12 protein-coding genes and 2 tRNA genes are annotated in these 18,004 nt (G+C 55.0%); 2 read left to right on the top strand and 12 right to left on the bottom strand.

What is annotated here, in order from left to right; all coding sequences use genetic code 11:
• Positions 1-22: 22 nt before the first annotated feature.
• A complete protein-coding gene (locus BBCT_RS08795) occupies positions 23-898 on the bottom strand; it encodes a transposase (protein ID WP_003835209.1) in 876 nt (291 codons plus the stop codon).
• A 975-nt stretch (positions 899-1,873) separates the two neighbouring features.
• Positions 1,874-1,947: transfer RNA gene (locus BBCT_RS03640), tRNA-Pro, on the bottom strand.
• Positions 1,948-2,067: 120 nt separating this feature from the next.
• Here BBCT_RS03640 and BBCT_RS03635 point away from each other — a divergent pair.
• The gene (locus BBCT_RS03635; RefSeq protein WP_003835211.1) at positions 2,068-3,237 is read left to right on the top strand and encodes a hypothetical protein; all 1,170 of its coding nucleotides are present in this window, start codon (positions 2,068-2,070) and stop codon (positions 3,235-3,237) included.
• Positions 3,238-3,271: 34 nt separating this feature from the next.
• Here the strand turns inward: BBCT_RS03635 and glgX are convergent, their stop codons facing one another.
• From glgX to BBCT_RS03610, 5 genes are all read right to left on the bottom strand, one after another.
• Positions 3,272-5,416, bottom strand: a complete 2,145-nt coding sequence (gene glgX / locus BBCT_RS03630) for a glycogen debranching protein GlgX (RefSeq protein WP_147522591.1) — start codon at positions 5,414-5,416, stop codon at positions 3,272-3,274.
• A 61-nt stretch (positions 5,417-5,477) separates the two neighbouring features.
• Positions 5,478-6,137 (bottom strand): NUDIX hydrolase, encoded by a 660-nt coding sequence (locus BBCT_RS03625; RefSeq protein WP_003835213.1) that lies wholly within the window; start codon positions 6,135-6,137, stop codon positions 5,478-5,480.
• A 6-nt stretch (positions 6,138-6,143) separates the two neighbouring features.
• Positions 6,144-7,049 (bottom strand): Nif3-like dinuclear metal center hexameric protein, encoded by a 906-nt coding sequence (locus BBCT_RS03620; protein WP_003835214.1) that lies wholly within the window; start codon positions 7,047-7,049, stop codon positions 6,144-6,146.
• 77 nt (positions 7,050-7,126) lie between these two features.
• The gene (polA, locus tag BBCT_RS03615) at positions 7,127-9,979 is read right to left on the bottom strand and encodes a DNA polymerase I (RefSeq protein ID WP_003835215.1); all 2,853 of its coding nucleotides are present in this window, start codon (positions 9,977-9,979) and stop codon (positions 7,127-7,129) included.
• A complete protein-coding gene (locus BBCT_RS03610; RefSeq protein ID WP_003835216.1) occupies positions 9,969-10,730 on the bottom strand; it encodes an ANTAR domain-containing response regulator in 762 nt (253 codons plus the stop codon). The genes polA and BBCT_RS03610 overlap by 11 nt, the downstream gene beginning before the upstream one ends.
• Before the next feature lie 332 nt (positions 10,731-11,062).
• Here BBCT_RS03610 and BBCT_RS03605 point away from each other — a divergent pair, with 332 nt between their 5' ends.
• Positions 11,063-11,929 (top strand): D-hexose-6-phosphate mutarotase, encoded by an 867-nt coding sequence (locus tag BBCT_RS03605; RefSeq protein WP_033513515.1) that lies wholly within the window; start codon positions 11,063-11,065, stop codon positions 11,927-11,929.
• Positions 11,930-12,275: 346 nt separating this feature from the next.
• Here the strand turns inward: BBCT_RS03605 and BBCT_RS03600 are convergent.
• The 5 genes from BBCT_RS03600 to coaE form a co-directional block, all read right to left on the bottom strand.
• A tRNA-Leu gene (locus BBCT_RS03600) sits at positions 12,276-12,349 on the bottom strand.
• Between the two features lie 217 nt (positions 12,350-12,566).
• On the bottom strand, positions 12,567-14,009 hold the full coding sequence (gene pyk, locus BBCT_RS03595) for a pyruvate kinase (protein WP_034248127.1): 1,443 nt from the start codon (positions 14,007-14,009) through the stop codon (positions 12,567-12,569).
• A 172-nt stretch (positions 14,010-14,181) separates the two neighbouring features.
• Positions 14,182-15,165, bottom strand: a complete 984-nt coding sequence (locus tag BBCT_RS03590) for a TerC family protein (RefSeq protein WP_003835220.1) — start codon at positions 15,163-15,165, stop codon at positions 14,182-14,184.
• Between the two features lie 39 nt (positions 15,166-15,204).
• Positions 15,205-17,316: an excinuclease ABC subunit UvrB gene (uvrB, locus tag BBCT_RS03585; protein ID WP_033513547.1), complete on the bottom strand. Its 2,112-nt coding sequence runs from the start codon at positions 17,314-17,316 to the stop codon at positions 15,205-15,207.
• Positions 17,317-17,318: 2 nt separating this feature from the next.
• On the bottom strand, positions 17,319-17,981 hold the full coding sequence (gene coaE / locus BBCT_RS03580) for a dephospho-CoA kinase (protein WP_003835222.1): 663 nt from the start codon (positions 17,979-17,981) through the stop codon (positions 17,319-17,321).
• Positions 17,982-18,004 lie beyond the last annotated feature (23 nt).

The raw sequence follows: 18,004 nt of genomic DNA, 5'->3' as shown, positions 1-18,004 counted from the left end.
TCAACGCGTCGAACGCTTCGGACTACCTGTCGGTCAGATCGCCGGGGTTCTTCAGTACCGCGTATTTGACGCCGCGCATGCGCTTGACCGTTTCCTCGTCGTGTTCGTGGCGCGCCTGGTTCCACAGGCGCTCGCGGACCTTGTCGAGCGCGTCGCTCATCCAGCTGACGATGTGGAACCCGTCCAGCACGCGTTCGGCGTTCGAGCAGTGCTCCCTGACGCATGAGTCGATCCAACGCGCCCCGTCACCGGTCACCACTTTGATGGATGCTTTCTGCTCGTCGGTGAGCTGTCGGAAGAACAGGTCGAACACGTCCCTGCCGTACCCGTCGTGCGCCCAGATGACGCGGCGCCGTTCGTGGTCGACGACCACGGTGATGTACGTGTGGCCCTTCCTGTAGCTCGTCTCGTCCACGCCGATCGCGGTGAGGCCGTCGAACGGCGACGGCATGTCGGCCCTGAGACGATCCGCGACCCTATGGGCGATGTCACCCGCGGTCCTCCACGCCACGTGCAGGAAACCGCTCACCGTCTTCTGGTCGGCGACGGTCATCAGCCACGCGCACTCCGCCTCGAAATCCCTCGTGAACCGGCTGCCTGGTTCCGCCCACGGCACGGACGCGACCACGACCCCGCACCCGGGGCAGTCGACGCACGGCATCATGGCGACCAGTTCGACCCGCCAGCAGCCGAAATCCTGATGCCGCCAACGACGCACGCCGCCACCTTGGTCGTAACCATGACGACGTTTGCCACAGCGGGAGCATCGGAGTATGCCCTTGCGCGGGCGCACGCGAACCTCGAGCACGGGCTCGGGGCGCAGGGGCGAGTCGACGATCCGCACGGTCTCGACCACCACGCCTTTGACGTTGAGGAGCTGGTTGAATATGCTGTTCATCAGGCGCTTTTTGGCTGTGTTTTTTCTTGGTCGTTAAACATCCTACCCAAAAAGCGCTCTTCTCTTACTCCCACAACGGTTCAACAACGAACCACCACCCACGAAAACAACACAAGCGCCTTAAAACGACTCTCCGTGTTCTTGCTTCTCCTCGGAGATCCGCTGGTGCTTTTGACTGTCCTGCGGCTTGGCCGTATCTGGCGTCTGGGCGAAGGTTCAACCGCTGGCCGGCATCTTTACTGATGTGGAGACCGGTGAGCTGGTTATGAACCTTGAGTATGACACTCAGGTATCTCGTAAGGAATGGCTCTGGTTCCTGCGTGAATGGGCAGGTATCTTTAAAACCATCCGTGTAGAGGCTTCTGTGTGCTTGGAGATGTGCAGTATGGCCGTGCGTATGGGCGGATACAGGTGCATGGGGGCGTGGCTCGATTGCCGAGGTGATTCTGTGACGTAGACCCTAGCGATGAGAGCGAACTCTCGTAAGAGAGGATCGCGGGTCATCCTAGGTCGCAAGTTGCAGATAAATCACTGAGGTGGTGAGAGGCGTTAGCTCTGTGTGCCCGTGCTTCGTCTGTGAGTGCGGTTGTGCTGTGTGTTGTTTCTCTCTGGTGCATGAAGCCGCGTAGCGGGTGGCCTTAAAAAACGCTGAGCGGTGCAGCCGCTCGGCGGGCACGGAGTGCCTAGTGTTATTTTTTTAAGGCCACCTCTGTAACTTGATGATCTATTTCGTCTACACGCACAGATTAGTGCATCTAAGTGGTTACAAAGGTTAATTCCTCACCTCTGTAACCGATCGATGATATTAGAACATCGACTGACCGATATTGGGATTACGTTGATTAGTAATTCCTTTTCTGCCCTCGTCATTTTGGCGGGGGCTTCTTTATTGGAAATAATGATACAGGCAATGATACACTTTTTGGGCATGAAAAAGGGAGAAACGTTGGAATCTCAACGAATCTCCCCTGTGGGTCGGGCTGACAGGATTTGAACCTGCGACATTCTGCTCCCAAAGCAGACGCGCTACCAAACTGCGCTACAGCCCGTTCCTGCTCGCTTTCAGCGAACCCGCATCGCGGAATCGCATCATGTGAACACGAGTTTCTATTATAGCGTATGGTTGGACAACGACAGGCTTACAATAGCGTTTCGGAAGGGAGAGTGGCATGGGACGTCATCAGCAGGCTGAATCATCGGGCATTATCTCCTTTGTAATATGCGCCATCATCGCTTGGTTTGTCATGAACGCTTACACGCAGTTCGCTCCCGCCATTTGGCGTGTCACGCAACGACTGTTCACTGTCTGCTCGGGAATCGTGGCAGGATGCGGTGTTATATCATTCAGTCTGGGTTATGCACGAAAATCACGCTCGTTGACGCTCAAACATGGTTGGACTATTCCTGTCCGTCGTATTTTCGAGATCCTCGCGCTTTCCGTGGTGTATGCCTCGACCATTTTCGTCATGTCGTTCATGATGTTGTCCATCATCAACAACATGATGGGCATCCGCACGCTGAAAGGCTATCTGCCGATCCTATGCGCGGCCATCGCAGGCGTTGTAGGCTATATCACTTTCGTACAGGCGGAACTTATGAACGCCAAAACGATCGCTTCCCTACTGCCGTTTTTCGTGGTGTCTGGCGTGAGCATCGCAGGATTGACGTCCGACGATCCATATTGGTACAACAATAATTTCTCCCAACTGGGCGACCGTACGACGTTCGCCGCACGTATGTTCAATTCGACGCTGATGCTCGCGGGCATCTGCATTGTAATCATCAGCTATTTCGCCGTTTCCGAGCTCATCACCACGTATCGTCTGCAATTGCAGTATCTGGATTCCAACTCCATCAATGAAACGCCGAAGCATTTCCGTACAAGGATTCTGCTGCTGTCGATCATGTTGGCGTTGGCCGGCATCGCCTTCGTAGGCATCGGCATGTTCCGTTACACGCCGCATCCGATTTTGCACAACGTGTTCGCCCGCGGCCTGCCATGTTTGATGAGCGTGCTGATGATTGCCCTGCCTTGGCTTGCCCCGCAACTTTCAAAGATCGTATACGTGGTTTCCGATCTTGCGATTGTGATTGGCGCTTATGCCGGATTCCAATGGCTGAGCGGGCATAACACGCTGACGAACGTGGAGGCGTTGGCCGGCATGATGTTCCTTGGCTGGTTCATCATTTTCTCGCGTCAGATTGCCGCCATCGAAGCGGACCGCGTGCAGACGCAGCTGGTACTGGCACAATCCGAGAGGCCCCGCTCCGTCGAGGATCTTGCGGAAGTCAGCGAAACCGTTCCCGACACTGTTTCCCGGCTTGCTTCGGAAGTCTAAAAAACGTAGCTGGAAAACAGCGTCGAAAAAACAATCAGAAATTGTAATGTCCGTTGGACGGCTTCTTGTCGCTCATCAACAGCAGGAAGCTTCTTGATTGCGCAGTAATCGCAAAACCAGCCTCATAATTGAGTTCTGGCCCCTTTGGATTATGCGTGTCAACAATTAGACGCCATTTCTTGCCATATTGCTCATCGGGCAGGGTGAACATGATCGGCTCGTAATGCGCGTTGAAAATCAGAATGAAATCATTGTCGACCATCTGATTGCCGTACCAGTCGGTTTCCGGAATATCGGAACCGTTCAGATAGATCATCACGGTGAAAGCGTGTGTGTTCGACCAGTCGTCCATATCCATAATGGAGCCGGTGTGATCCATCCATTCGACCTGCGGAATCGCAGTGCTGTCGTCTCCCTGCTCGCGACCAGAGAAGAAGCGGCGGCGATGCAGCACAGGATGCTCAAGCCTCAAATGAATCAGCTTCGATACGAATTCGAGCAGGTCCTTTTGATCCTCGTCCAAATCCCAGTTCGTCCAGGAGATCGCATTGTCCTGGCAGTAGGCGTTGTTATTGCCCTGCTGGGTGCGCGCCACTTCGTCGCCGCCGCAGATCATCGGAATGCCTTGACTGAGCAGCAGTGTGGCAAACATGTTGCGCATCTGCTGCTGTCGCAGCTCGTTAACATCCTTGATGGTCGTAGGACCTTCGACACCGCAGTTCCAAGAACGGTTGTTGCTTTCGCCATCGCGATTGCCTTCGCCGTTGGCCTCATTATGCTTCTCGTTGTAGCTCACCAGATCGTTCATGGTGAAGCCGTCATGCGCGGTGATGAAGTTCACGGATGCGACCGGTCGGCGGCCGTTGACCTGATACAGGTCGGAACTGCCCATAAGTCGGCTGGCGAATTCCGGCAAGGTAGACGGCTGTGAACGCCAGAAGTCACGCACGCAATCACGATAGCGGCCATTCCATTCGGACCAGCTGGATGGGAAGCCGCCCACCTGGTATCCGCCGGAACCCAAATCCCATGGCTCGGCGATCAGTTTGACGCGGGAGATGACCGGATCCTGCTCGACGATGTCGAAGAATGCCGACAGTTTGTCGACTTCCTGGAACTGACGCGCCAATGTGGCCGCAAGATCGAATCGGAATCCGTCGATGTGCATTTCAGTGACCCAATAGCGCAGGCTGTCGGTAATGAGCTGCAACGCGTGCGGCGAACGCATGAGCAGCGAGTTTCCGGTGCCTGTGGTGTCGAAATAGTGTCTGCGGTCGTTGTCTACCAAACGGTAGTAGGCTCCGTTGTCGATGCCTTTGAAGCTGAGGGTCGGTCCGCGATTGTTGCCTTCGGCGGTATGGTTGTATACCACGTCGAGGATGACTTCCATGCCGGCACGATGGTATGCCTTGACCATGGATTTGAACTCGTTGACCTGTTCGCCGCGCTGCCCGGAGCTGGAGTAGGCGTTGTGCGGGGCGAAGAAGCCGATAGTGTTGTATCCCCAGTAGTTGCTTAAGCCTTTTTCCTGCAGGAAGCTGTCGTTGACGAACTGGTGAATAGGCATGAGTTCGATGGCCGTGACGCCCAGTTTCTTCAGGTATTCGATTACGGAGGGGTAGGCCAGTCCCGCGTAGGTTCCGCGAATGTCCGGCGGCACGTCCATGTTGAGGTTAGTCATGCCGCGTACGTGGGCTTCGTAAATTACCGAATCGTGGTATGAGATGTTCGGATGCTGGTCGTTGCCCCAGTCGAAATAGGGGTTCACCACGGCCGCTTTCATGGTGTGTGGGGCCGAGTCGAGCGTGTTCATGCTGGCAACGTCGTCAGGGCTCTTGAACCAATACGAGTAGAGGCTTTCATCGCCGTCGATGTTGCCTTCGATAGCTTTCGCGTAGGGGTCGAGCAGCAACTTGTTCGGGTTGCAGCGCAAACCCTGCATCGGGTCGTACGGGCCGTACACACGGTAGCCGTAACGCTGCCCCGGTTGGATTCCGGGCAGATAGTTGTGCCAGACGTACGAGTTCTGCTCGGTCATTTCGATTCGAGTTTCGTTGTCTTCCTCATCGAAAAGACAAAGCTCGACCTTTTGTGCCACTTGGGAAAAGAGGGCAAAATTCACGCCGGCGCCGTCATAGCTTGCGCCGAGCGGATACATCGATCCGGGTCTGATTTGCATGATTCAAGTATCTCACGTTTTAGCCCCCAAATCGTAATTTCGTGTTGTTCGGCGATTATTTTTACGATTCGAACGAACTTTTGGCTGTATTTTGCCGGTTTCTCCGAATTTGCTCGTGAAGAATGGCAATCATGGAATTGGATGCGGTGATGCGAGTGTCGCGTAGCCGCTGCCAGGAAATCCACGCCGATTCGACATGCTCATCGCCGTCGAAGTGACGTTCGACGGGATGCCATGCGTGCAGGTGAAGCACCATGATGTTGGCAAGCTCGTCGGTCATACCTTCGGACGAGTAGAACTGCCCCACATGGTCGAATTCGATGCCGTCATGTCCGGTGGGTTCCACACCGGTCTCCTCGCGAAGTTCGCGCAACGCGGCCTCTTCAACGTCCTCTCCCCCGTCGATGAGTCCGGCCGGCAGACCGTAGGCGAAAGCATCGCAACCGATACGATATTCGCGTTCGATCAGGTACCGGTCGTTCGCGCAATCATGCACCAGCATGACCACGCAAGGCGCGTGACGCATCACCTGCCGACGAATCACCGTTCGCCCGCCACCACGCATCGGCAATGCGATCCGCATGTCGTCGACACCGAAGATAGCACCCTGGTACACGTGCTTGCTGTCAAGCACCGTGACCGTACCGGACATGTCCACTCCGTCGCTGGACTCGTCCAGCAATGTATCAAATTGGGTTTCGTCTGCCGCTTCGTTATTCATGACGTGTCATCGTTCCTGTCCGCTTGAGGGGATTACCATGTTCCATGGATCGGTGTTCATGGAAATCCAACGCACGTCGGGGGTGTCGCCGGTCACGGACGCAACCGTCTGAGGAACGTCTTTCATCGCATACTGGAACCACATGGATTCGATGGCGCTATGTGGAGTGTTGATGAACGCAGGACGCACATGCTCATCGCCATGACCCAGAGCGATGCCGGAAGCGCGCATGGAAGCCTCATAGCGGGCCTGTTCGATGGCGTCCGTTACAGGATGATGCCTTAGATCGCTGGTTACATACACGTCGGCTCCGGTCGCACGCACCTCATCGAACAGCGAATCACCGGATCCCGGCAATACCGCCACCGTATTGACGGGAGCGTCCAGATCACCGCAAACCTGCACGCCAAGTTCGGTATACGGCAGCACGTCGGCCACACGGCGGGCGAAATCACGCAGCATCACAGGCTCGGCAAGCCGCCCGACACGTCCCAGACCGACCGGATGCTCGGCGTTCGGATCGTCGATGGGCACGAGCGGACGCTGGTCCACCAGACCAAACATGTCAGCCGCAGCCATGCCGACACCACGATATGCTGCATCGGCATTCGTATGCCCCACCCACAGCGCGCATCCGGCACGATTGAGCTTGCGCACGATTTCACCGCGGAAACCCAATCCCGACACCGCATGAACGGAACGGAAGAACAACGGATGGTGGCAGACCAGCAAATCAACGCCCCCGGCAATCGCCTGATCAACCACCGCCATAGAGGGATCAGCCGCAAAAGCGATATTGCGCACAGGCTGACGCAAGTCACCCACGATAAGACCAGGCTCATCCCACTGTTCCGCATAGCGAAGCGGATATAGCGTTTCCAACACATCAACGACCTGGCTTAACGCAGCCATCGCAACCTCCTCATCATCCGCGACTTCATATACGTGGCATTATCGCACGGCAACCGACATGTCCCAAACAGGCGGCATCAGTGCGCGGCAAGCTGCCAATCCGAACCAATACCCGTGGAAACATCCAGCGGAACCGCCATGTCAACCGCATGTTCCATGGCATCCTTCACCAACGCGGTGGCCTGCTCCGCCTCGCCCGGCGCAATCTCCACCACAAGTTCGTCATGAATCTGCAGAATGATACGGCTGGCAAGACCAGACTCATGCAACGCATCATCAGCCCGAATCATGGCGATCTTCATAATGTCCGCGGCGGAACCCTGAATAGGCGCATTCAGCGCAGCACGCTCCGCAGCGTCACGTACCGCACGATTCGGCGACTTCAGCCCCGGGAAATACCTACGACGACCATAAATCGTCTCCGTATATCCCTTTTCACGGGCCGTGGAAACCAACGACTCCAAATACTCATGGACCTTGCCGAACGTCGCAAAATACTGCTGCTTCAATGACTCGGCCTCACCCGGCTTAATGCCAAGCTGCTGCGAAAGCCCATACGTGCTCAACCCATACGCCAAGCCATAGCTCATCGCCTTAACATGACTGCGCTGATCAGACGTAATCTCATCAACAGGAACGCCATACACCAAGCTCGCCACATACTTATGGAAGTCCCTACCAGAACGGAACGCCTCAATCAGCGCCTCATCACCGGAAAGGTCGGCCATAATACGTAACTCGACCTGAGAATAATCCGAACTCAGCAACGATTCAAAACCCTCACCGGGCACAAAAGCCGAACGAATCTCACGTCCAGCCGGATCACGATTCGGGATGTTCTGCAAATTCGGATCGACCGAGCTTAATCGACCGGTCGCAGCCACAGTCTGCTCAAACGTCGTATGGATACGTCCGTCAGACCCGTTGGTCGCATCGATCAACGTCTGCACAATCTGCTTGAGCTTGTTCTTCTCGCGATGCAGCAACAATGCGTCAAGGAACTGGCATGCGCTGTCATTATCATACGAACGATCGCGCAACGTCTGCAAAGCCGCCGCATTCGTGGTATACGAACCGGTTTTGGTCTTCTTCGTGGGTTTCAAACCCATATCCTCAAACAGGATTTTCTGCAACTGTTTGGGACTTTGCAGATTCACACGCTTGCCCGCATACTGCCATGCCGTTTCCTGCGCATGATTTGCATCGGAGGCAAGCTGCTCACGCATGTTCATCAGCCTGTTCATGTCGACTTGCGCACCGGCATGTTCCATGCCATAAAGCACACGAGATACTGGAATCTCCACGGATTCCAACAAGGCGAACTGTTCACGCTGATCCAGCGAATTCGACAGATTTCGCGCCAACAGCCCCACAATCGCCGTGTGGCGCGGAAGCTGATCGTCTTTCTGTTGCACGGATTCTTCAGGCTCGTCGAAATCAAGCGTTCCTTGCGTAGCGCTTTCGGACTGCTCCTCGACATGCAGATCCAGGAAATGAGCCGCCGCCTGTTCCAAAGTGTCTGCATGGAAATCGGGATGGACCAGATACCCGGCAAGTTTGGTATCGAACAGCGGTTCCGGCAGTTTCACGCCGGCGCTTCCCAACAGATGGGATTGTTCCTTATAGCCATGCACCACCATGGATTGGTGGTATTCGTCAAGTAGCGTTTGCAGTTGTGACGCCATATCGCGATCAATATGATTAATGCGAATCGCTTTGCCTTGCGATGCAATCATCAGCGACGAATAGGCCGCGTTCCCCGGCTTGCTTTCGCCTTCCACCTGCAACACCCATGAATGGGCCACGGATTTCGCGCATTTCTTCGTATGATCAATGGCGAAACCGGAAGGAGTTGTTTTCGGCGCGGTTTCTCGCTCATCATGCAGATGCTTGTTTGTCGTCTGCAGATTGGATTGCGCCCATGATTCCAACGCTTCCGGCGAATCAATCGTTTCGTATTCGGGTATTTCCAGTTTGCTGGACTCGTCTTGCGGCACGAGATTGTTCGTAGGCTTGCCTGCGTTGAATGTTCTTAGCACACGGTTTTTGGTGCGAATGCCGAATTCAAGCTTGGTGAACAGTTCATTCAACTGGTTGGCATCCACCTGACCGAAGGTCAGATCTTCGATGGACACACCAAGGTCGAGGTCACGCACCAAGGCGTTCACGGAACGGTTCAGCTTAACCTGGTCGATGTTGGCCCGCAGTGCCTCGCCTTTTTTGCCGCCGATCTCGTCGGCGTGCTCGATGATTTGGTCAAGCCCGCCATACAGGTTAATCCACTTGGCTGCAAAGCCATCGCCCACGCCTGGAACGCCTGGAATGTTGTCAGCGGTTTCACCGCGAAGCGCCGCCAAATCCGGGTACTGTTCCGGGGTGACATGGTATTTCTCCACCACCGCATCGGGAGTCATATGTTTCAGGTCTTTGAAATGATGCCCCGGATACAGCACGGTGATGTTGTTGTTAATGAGCTGGAACGCGTCACGGTCTCCAGACAATACCAGCGTGCGATAGCCAGCTTCGTCTCCCATGCTCGCCAACGTGCCGATCACGTCATCACCCTCATATCCGGGTTTTTCAATGAACGTGACACCCAACGCATCAAGCATCTGTTGAATCAGAGGCAACTGCGTAAGCAGATCTTCCGGAGCCGCATCTCTCGTACCTTTATACTGCGGCAGCATCGTATTGCGGAACGTGCCGCCCTTGACGTCGAAAGCGACGGCAAGATGATCAGGATGCTCGGCATCGATCACTTGCGACAGCATGGTGGCAAAACCCCAGACGGCATTGGTTGCCTGGCCTGCGGATGTACTGAAATTCTCTACGGGCAAGGCAAAAAAAGCGCGGAACGCCAAGGAATGGCCGTCAACGACCAATAGCGTCCCGCGTGAAGTGCCTTCCACAGTTGCTGTGTTAGCGCTCATCCTCTGCTTCCGACTTCTGATCACCATACTTGGCGATGATGGCCATGGCCAAGCGCTTCTTCGGAATACGCTGGTCCATAGAGGTCTTCTGAATCCAACGGAATGCGCCTTGCTCGGAGAAATCGGCCTTGTCCATAAGCAGGCCCTTGGCACGGTCGACGAGCTTACGCTCCTCGAGGGTTTCCTCAGCCTTCTTCAGCTGCTCTTCCGCCTTCTTGAGACGCTCTTCGGTTTCATGCAGTTTGGATTCGCTGCGTTCCACATTGTCGAGCAGATCGTTGATTTCAGCGAAACGGCCCATGGCCACTTCCAAAGCCGGCAGCAGCTTGGACTCCTCATACGGCTTGGTAACATACGCCATGGCACCAGCGCCGGTAGCCTTCTTCACCAGATCGGACTGGGAGAACGCCGTAAGCATAACAACCGGGGCGATGTTCTCGTCGCAGATGATGCCCGCCGCCTCAATGCCGTCCATACGAGGCATCTTGACATCCATGCACACTACACTCGGACGGAACTTGCGAGTCAGATCAACTGCCTCTTCACCGTTAGCGGCTTCGCCCACAACCTCGTAGCCATTATCTTCCAGCATGGCAACCAAATCCATACGGTTCACAGATTCGTCTTCGGCCACGACGACGGTACGCTTGCGAGGCTTCTCCTCTTCGAGGGGCCGCTCAGGCGCTGCGGCAGCCTGAAGTTCATCGTCGGTGAGCACTTCGTCCGGTTCCGTGGTCTCTTCTGCAGACATGTCGGTCTCTTTCCACTGTCACACCCAAAGCCGGCCTTATACGTCCCAACTCGCTTCCGGAATGATTCGATGCAGTTACTTGCAATCGTTCGGATTCTGGGAATTCTCAGCTTTTCACAGCCTTGATTCACCTTTCCTAACGCAAGTTGAAACGAACCGGCTATCTTCCTTGTACTTTCATGGATGATACTAGCAGAAGCCTACAAGCGCGTGTTGCAGCAATCCTCATTCCTGCCTTGCATATCAAGCTGGAAAATTCAGGAAATATCGCAATCTTGCAAAGTATCTTTCCGGGAATCATGTTTCAACGTCACCTTGCTTATACTGGGCGTATGAATAACACTTTCACTATCAGAGATATTGTCAACGAAGACGCAACGGCATCAGTCAGCGATTACGGTGCGCATGTGCTTTCTTGGGCACCTGCCGGCGAACAGGCTGTGGTTTGGCGACCAAAGGCGATTTACCTTAAGGAAGGCACTGCCATCCGTGGTGGTGTTCCCATTATTTTCCCTTGGTTCAATTCCGGTTTCGAAGGCGGCCATGTGGCTTCGAAGACACCCAAGCATGGTTTTGCCCGCAACAGTTTCTGGCATTATGATGAGGAAGGTTCTTCCGATGTTTTGTTGCGCTATACATTGGATTCCAGTGAGATCGGCGCAGATATACTTTCCCAGTTTGTTTCTGGCCCGAATCCTCAATTTCATGCCGTTTACACTATTGAGGTCGGTCGTGAATTGACGATGTCGCTTACCGTATATAATGATGGCGACGAGCCATTGTCTTACGAAGAGGCACTGCATACATACCTGCAGGTTGGCGACGCCGAACAGTCGCAGGTGTGCGGGCTGGAGGGCGCGGACTATCTCGATACCGTATTGGATGGCGATCCGCGTTGCAGCCAAGGTGATGAACCTGTGACCTTCCAAGGCATGGTTGACCGCATCTACTATTCGGCGGATACGCTTGAGCTGCGCGACCCCGTGTTGCAGCGCACCATCATTGTCGCCAAGCAGGGCGCAGCGCAGACCGTGGTATGGAATCCGGGAGAGCAAGCCGGCAATGCCATCGGAGATTTGGGCGACGGCGAATGGCGTGGCTGCGTGTGCGTGGAAGCGGTCAACAATCGTGATTGCGCGGTCGTCGTGCCTCCACACGATTCGCATACGCTGCAGCAGACCTTGGCTGTAAAACACTGAGCGACAGGCAGTTTCAGTCGTTTAAACCGTCGCCAAAGGCGCTTGTTTTCGCTATAAACGCAAAAGGCCATCCAAGACTGAGATGAACCACACCCCGATTGTTAGACTGAAGAAACTCAGATTCGATAATCGGAAGTGCGGTTTCATCGTGTACGCGGACCGCCGGAACCAACCCGAACGCCAAGCGCAACGCCGGCGGCTGACTCGCCATATGAACCAAAGAAGACGGCACCGCCTAGTAGATGACAAGACACTGAGCCACCACGTAACGGCACATGCGCCAGATGGGTTTTCAAAGAGAAAGCCGCGGCTGGAAATCTCCAACCACGGCTGTTCATCAATCCGGTGCCCCCGGTGGGACTCGAACCCACACTGTACAGATTTTGAGGCTGTCTCCTCTACCAATTGGGATACAGGGGCTTTCGCACAACTTGATTATATTAACACAGAAAAATGATTTTGCAAAGTCCTTGAGCGGTCGGCGTTTCGCACCATGTGCAACACTTTGATCGCAACCTATCGCAATCTGTAAATCGGCGACAAATCAACATCATCCGAAAACAATAGGAGGACTTCCATCCAAACGGACGAAAGCCCTCCTATTCGCTAATCAGTCAGTCGCTGACCGAAACGCATCTCAGTCGCAAGCACCAACGGTGTGGACGTAGATGGAATCGGTGCGACCCGGCTGGTGCTCGCCCTGGGCAGAGCTCAGCACAACGATCTTGTCACCATCAGTGACCTTGCCGGCATCCTTCAGGATCTTATCGGTGAAGACCATCAGGTCCTTGCGGGACTTGTCGTGGTAATCCTCATCGAGCAGGAAGGACTCGGTGCCCCAAGACAGAGCCAGCCAGTGATAGGTGTGCTCGTTGTTGGTGATGCCATAGATCGGGGTGGCCGGGCGTTCGCGGGACACGCGGTGCACGGTGGAACCGGTCTGGGTGTAGGCAACGATGGCCTTGGCGTTCAGCTTGTCAGCCAAATCCACAGCTGCGGAAGACACGGCGCCGGTGGAAGACATATCCAGGTTCTTCAGCTCCGGGATACGGTCGAAACCATGCTCGGTGGCGAAGGAGGAGATGCGGCTCATGGTGTTCACGGTGACTGCCGGGTACTTGCCGACGGCGGTCTCATTGGAGGTCATGGTCGCGTCGGCACCGTCGAGGACGGCGTTAGCGCAGTCAGATGCCTCTGCACGGGTCGGAACCGGGGAATTGACCATGGAGCCGAGGACTTCGGTAGCCACGATGACCGGCTTGGCGTACTGACGAGCCAGCTCGATGCAGCGCTTAGTAGCCAGCGGGACCTCTTCCAGCGGGCACTCGACGGCCATGTCGCCACGGGCAACCATGATGCCGTCGAAGGCCTTGACGATCTCTTCAAGGTTCTCAAGAGCCTGCGGCTTCTCGATCTTGGCGACGACCGGAATGCGACGGCCTTCCTCGTCCATGATCTCGTGGGCGCGGTCGATGTCGGTGGCGAAACGCACGAAGGACATGGCGATGATGTCGGCACCAGTGCGGATAGCCCAACGCAGATCGGCTTCGTCCTTCTCGGTCAGAGCCGGCAGGGACACCGCGACACCCGGCAGGTTGATGCCCTTGTGGCTGGAAACCGGTCCGGCCACGATAACCTTGGTGTACACGTTGTTGCCTTCGACCTTGGTGACCTCGAGACGAACCTTGCCGTCATCGATGAGGATCGGGTCGCCAGCGTGGCAATCGCCCGGCAGGCCCTTGAAGGTGGTGGAGGTGATATGCTCGTCGCCCTCGATATCGTCGGTGGTGATGACGAACTCCTGGCCTTCGGTCAGCTGGACCTTGTCTTCGCCGTCGGCGTTCTTCTTGAACCAACCGCAACGGATCTTCGGACCCTGCAGATCAACCAGGGCTGCGACGTTGCGGCCGGTGGCCTTGGCGGCGGCGCGGAGGTTGTTGTAGACCTTGAGGTGGTCCTCCGGAGTGCCGTGGGAGCGGTTCAGACGAGCGACGTCCATACCTGCTTCGACAAGGCTGGTGATGCCTTCCAGGGACTCGGTAGCTGGACCGATGGTATCTACGATCTTGGCTTTACGCATGAATGCCTGCCTATTCTTGTTGATATTGATTTGGGATCTGACGACCCTGTTTCCAACCGACCAGTCTACTAGCAAAAAGCACTCACTTCCACCTTGAAACAAGGCGTGTTGTGAGCGCTCACATTTTTTTGCTAAAAAGAAACCACATGTTTCCATGCGGTTTCTCAAATCGTCACTTTTCCTTTGCTTCGATGGCACGCATCTTCAGCACGCTGGCCAATGCGGCACCACCAATCGCCACAACGATCACCGCCAAAGATAGCCATGTAGGCACTTCAGGCACCCAAGCGATCGGTTGACCGCCATTGATGAACGGCAACGAATTGCCGTGCAATGCCTCCATAATGAGCTTGACGCCAATGAAGCCCAGCACCACGGAAAGTCCAAGCGGCAGATACACCAGCTTGTCGAGCAGCTCGCCAAGCAGGAAGTACAGCTGCTGCAAACCGAGCAACGCGAACACATTGGACGTGAACACAATGAACGGATCCTTCGTCAAACCGAAAATCGCAGGAATAGAATCAAAGGCAAACATCACATCGGTGGTGCCGATGGTCAGAAAGACGATCAGCATCGGAGTCCAATACTTGGCACCGTTTTTGACGGTACGCAACTTTTCTCCGTCATACTCATCGGTGATCTTGATGACCTTGCGCAATGCGCGAATCAAGCCATTCTCATGATATTCCTCATCTTCGTCTCCCCCAGTGACCAACTTGATGGCGGTAACGATAAGAAACGCACCAAACAGGAAGAACACCCAGGTGAAGCGGGAGATAATGGCCGCGCCGATGAGGATGAACACGCCGCGCAACACCAATGCGATGGTGATGCCGATGGACAGCACGAATTTCTGCAGCTGTTTTGGCACCGCAAAATTCGACATAATGATGACGAAGACGAATAGATTGTCGATACTCAGCGAATATTCCGTAAGCCAGCCCGAATAAAATTCGATGGCCGGTTTCGATCCCGCGAAGAACCACATAAGCCCGCCGAAGATCAACGCCATGACCACAAAGAACGCGATATGCTGCACACATTCCTTGGTGGAGGGCACATGGGGCTTACGTCCGATGATGAACAAGTCGACCACGAAGAAGACGGCAAGCACCGCGAACGTGGCGATTTCAAAAACAAGTGGTGTTTCAGCCATAATCCACTATGGTACGGATGCCGTATGACCAGTCGAGAACTATTTGCTCGCCTCCGTCATCTGCCGAAGTTCCTTTTTCAGGTCACGGATCTCGTCACGCAGACGAGCTGCAAGCTCGAATTGCAGTTGTTCGGCGGCGGTATGCATCTGCTCGGACAGTTGTCGAATGAGATCAGCTAGATCTTGCGCGGGCAGTCCGGCCTTAAGAATCTCCTCATGCCGTCTGTCGGACTCCTCCTTGCTGGTGGCAGGCACGCCAAGATGCGAATTGCCGGCTTTGTCCGCGTTACGGTATCCGGTACCGAGCAATGTCTGGGTGTCGACGTCCTCTTTGGCAAGCATGTCGTTGACATCGGAGATCTTCTTGATGAGCGGCTTCGGATCGATGCCATGTTCCTTGTTGTAGGCGATCTGGATATCACGGCGGCGATTGGTCTCATCGATGGCCTTGTGCATGGCTTCGGTGATGTCGTCCGCATACATGATGACGGTGCCGGACACGTTTCGCGCGGCACGTCCGATGGTCTGGATGAGCGAACGATAGGAACGCAGGAAACCTTCCTTGTCCGCGTCAAGAATGGCGACCAATGACACTTCCGGCAAATCGAGACCTTCACGCAGCAGGTTGATGCCGACGATGACGTCGATTTTGCCTTCGCGCAGTTCGCGCAGCAATTCGACACGTCGCAGGGTGTCCACATCGGAATGCAGGTATTCGACTTTGATGCCACGCTCCAGAAGATAATCCGTCAGATCCTCAGCCATCTTCTTGGTGAGCGTGGTGATGAGCACACGCTCGTTTCTGTTCACACGGTCCTTGATCTCCGCAAGCAGATCATCGATTTGCCCGTCAACCGGACGCACGTCAATCTGCGGGTCGACAAGACCGGTCGGACGAATGATTTGTTCGACGACTCCATCGCTCAGACCAAGTTCGTAGTCGCCCGGCGTTGCCGACAGATATACCGTCTGGCCGACGCGTTCCTGGAATTCCGGCCATTTGAGCGGTCGGTTGTCCATCGCCGAAGGCAGACGAAAGCCATGTTCGACCAACGTGCGTTTGCGACTGGCATCGCCTTCGTACATGGCTCCGATCTGTGGCACGGTAACATGTGACTCGTCAATGACGAGTAGGAAATCGTCAGGGAAGAAATCCAATAACGTATGCGGCGGCGTGCCCGGCTCACGGCCATCGAAATGCCTTGAGTAGTTTTCCACTCCGGAGCAGACGCCAACTTGGGAAAGCATCTCCAAATCGTATGTGGTACGCATGGTAAGACGTTGTGCCTCAAGTTCCTTGCCTTGTTTGCGCAGTTCGGCGGTACGTTGATCAAGTTCCTGCTGAATGGTAGACAACGCTCGCTCCATACGTTGCGGCCCTGCCACATAGTGCGATGCAGGGAAAATATGGACTTGCGATTGATGCCCAATCACATCTCCGGTAAGTGGATGCAGGGTTGAGATACGGTCGATTTCATCACCGAAGAATTCGATACGGATGGCCAGTTCCTCATACACGGGAATGATTTCGACGGTATCGCCACGCACACGGAAAGTACCCCTGGTGAAGGCGATATCGTTGCGCTTGTACTGCATGGCAACGAAAGTGCGCAGCAAGTCGTCACGGTCGATCTGCTGGCCTTCCTCGAGAAACAGCATACGCCCAGCGTATTCCTCAGGCGTGCCCAAGCCATAGATGCAGGAGACAGTGGCCACGACCACGCAATCACGACGTGTCAACAGGTTCGCCGTGGCCGCATGGCGAAGCCGCTCCACGTCGTCGTTGATGTTGGAATCCTTTTCGATATACGTATCGGTCTGTGGTATGTAGGCTTCCGGCTGGTAGTAGTCGTAATACGAAACGAAATAGCTCACCGCATTGTCTGGCATGAGTTCACGGAACTCGGCGCACAGCTGCGCCGCCAACGTTTTATTCGGTTCGATGATCAACGTCGGGCGTTGCAGACGTTCAATAAGCCATGCTGTGGTGGCGGTTTTGCCAGTTCCGGTGGCGCCCATGAGCACCACATCGTTCTCACCGTTTTCAATACGTTCCGCAAGCTCTTCAATCGCCTTGGGCTGGTCGCCGCTCGGCTTATATGGCGATTTGACCACAAACGGTTTATCCACGCGTTCGATGTTGAATCCCATGCCTACCTCGCTTCCGTGCGCCATCGTTTCATCAGCATATCAATATGCTCGAACATTTGTTCCAATGGCTGTGTGGAATCGATGACTTCATCGGCAATGGCAAGACGCTGTTCCATGCTGGATTGATGGATCACACGATTCCACGCCTGGCTTTCGCTCATACCTCGCGTTGCCATCATTCTGCCGACCCTCACCTGTTCAGGCGCTTCAACAGTCACAATATGGTCGAATTCAAAAGGGATGCTGCCAATTACTTCGGCGAGTAACGGTATGTCATGCACCACTACGGCTTGGCAATCAGCCTCAACAGCCTCATGTTCGAGCTGCACTGCAAGCTCATAAATCAGTGGATGCTCGATTCCGTCCAGCATCTTGCGCTTCCGTTCCGCATCAGAGCCGGAAAATACATGCTCTGCCATCCACGCTCGATTGAGCTCGCCTCGATCGGTCAAAGCATCGGAGCCGAAACATTCCGCTATACGCTGAAGGCCAATGCTGCCTGGTTCCACCACTCGACGCGCAAGCAGATCATAATCGACAAGTACTGCACCAAGCTCACACAGCTTTGCAGATACCGTGCTTTTGCCAGCCGCTATGCCGCCGGTCAATCCTATTCGAATCACCACAACCGCCATTGTAATGCGCTTCGCATGCACGCTTGCCATGCACATACGAAAAGACCCCGAAC

The sequence above is a fragment of the Bifidobacterium catenulatum DSM 16992 = JCM 1194 = LMG 11043 genome (assembly GCF_001025195.1).
GTDB lineage: Bacteria > Actinomycetota > Actinomycetes > Actinomycetales > Bifidobacteriaceae > Bifidobacterium > Bifidobacterium catenulatum.
This window is presented reverse-complemented; position numbering and strand designations above follow the sequence as displayed.

Coding starts and splice junctions, on each gene's coding strand:
- BBCT_RS08795 (WP_003835209.1), bottom strand. CDS start 898: ATGAACAGCATATTCAACCAGCTCCTCAACGTCAAAGGCGTGGTGGTC.
- BBCT_RS03635 (WP_003835211.1), top strand. CDS start 2,068: ATGGGACGTCATCAGCAGGCTGAATCATCGGGCATTATCTCCTTTGTA.
- glgX (WP_147522591.1), bottom strand. CDS start 5,416: ATGCAAATCAGACCCGGATCGATGTATCCGCTCGGCGCAAGCTATGAC.
- BBCT_RS03625 (WP_003835213.1), bottom strand. CDS start 6,137: ATGAATAACGAAGCGGCAGACGAAACCCAATTTGATACATTGCTGGAC.
- BBCT_RS03620 (WP_003835214.1), bottom strand. CDS start 7,049: ATGGCTGCGTTAAGCCAGGTCGTTGATGTGTTGGAAACGCTATATCCG.
- polA (WP_003835215.1), bottom strand. CDS start 9,979: ATGAGCGCTAACACAGCAACTGTGGAAGGCACTTCACGCGGGACGCTA.
- BBCT_RS03610 (WP_003835216.1), bottom strand. CDS start 10,730: ATGTCTGCAGAAGAGACCACGGAACCGGACGAAGTGCTCACCGACGAT.
- BBCT_RS03605 (WP_033513515.1), top strand. CDS start 11,063: ATGAATAACACTTTCACTATCAGAGATATTGTCAACGAAGACGCAACG.
- pyk (WP_034248127.1), bottom strand. CDS start 14,009: ATGCGTAAAGCCAAGATCGTAGATACCATCGGTCCAGCTACCGAGTCC.
- BBCT_RS03590 (WP_003835220.1), bottom strand. CDS start 15,165: ATGGCTGAAACACCACTTGTTTTTGAAATCGCCACGTTCGCGGTGCTT.
- uvrB (WP_033513547.1), bottom strand. CDS start 17,316: ATGGGATTCAACATCGAACGCGTGGATAAACCGTTTGTGGTCAAATCG.
- coaE (WP_003835222.1), bottom strand. CDS start 17,981: ATGGCAAGCGTGCATGCGAAGCGCATTACAATGGCGGTTGTGGTGATT.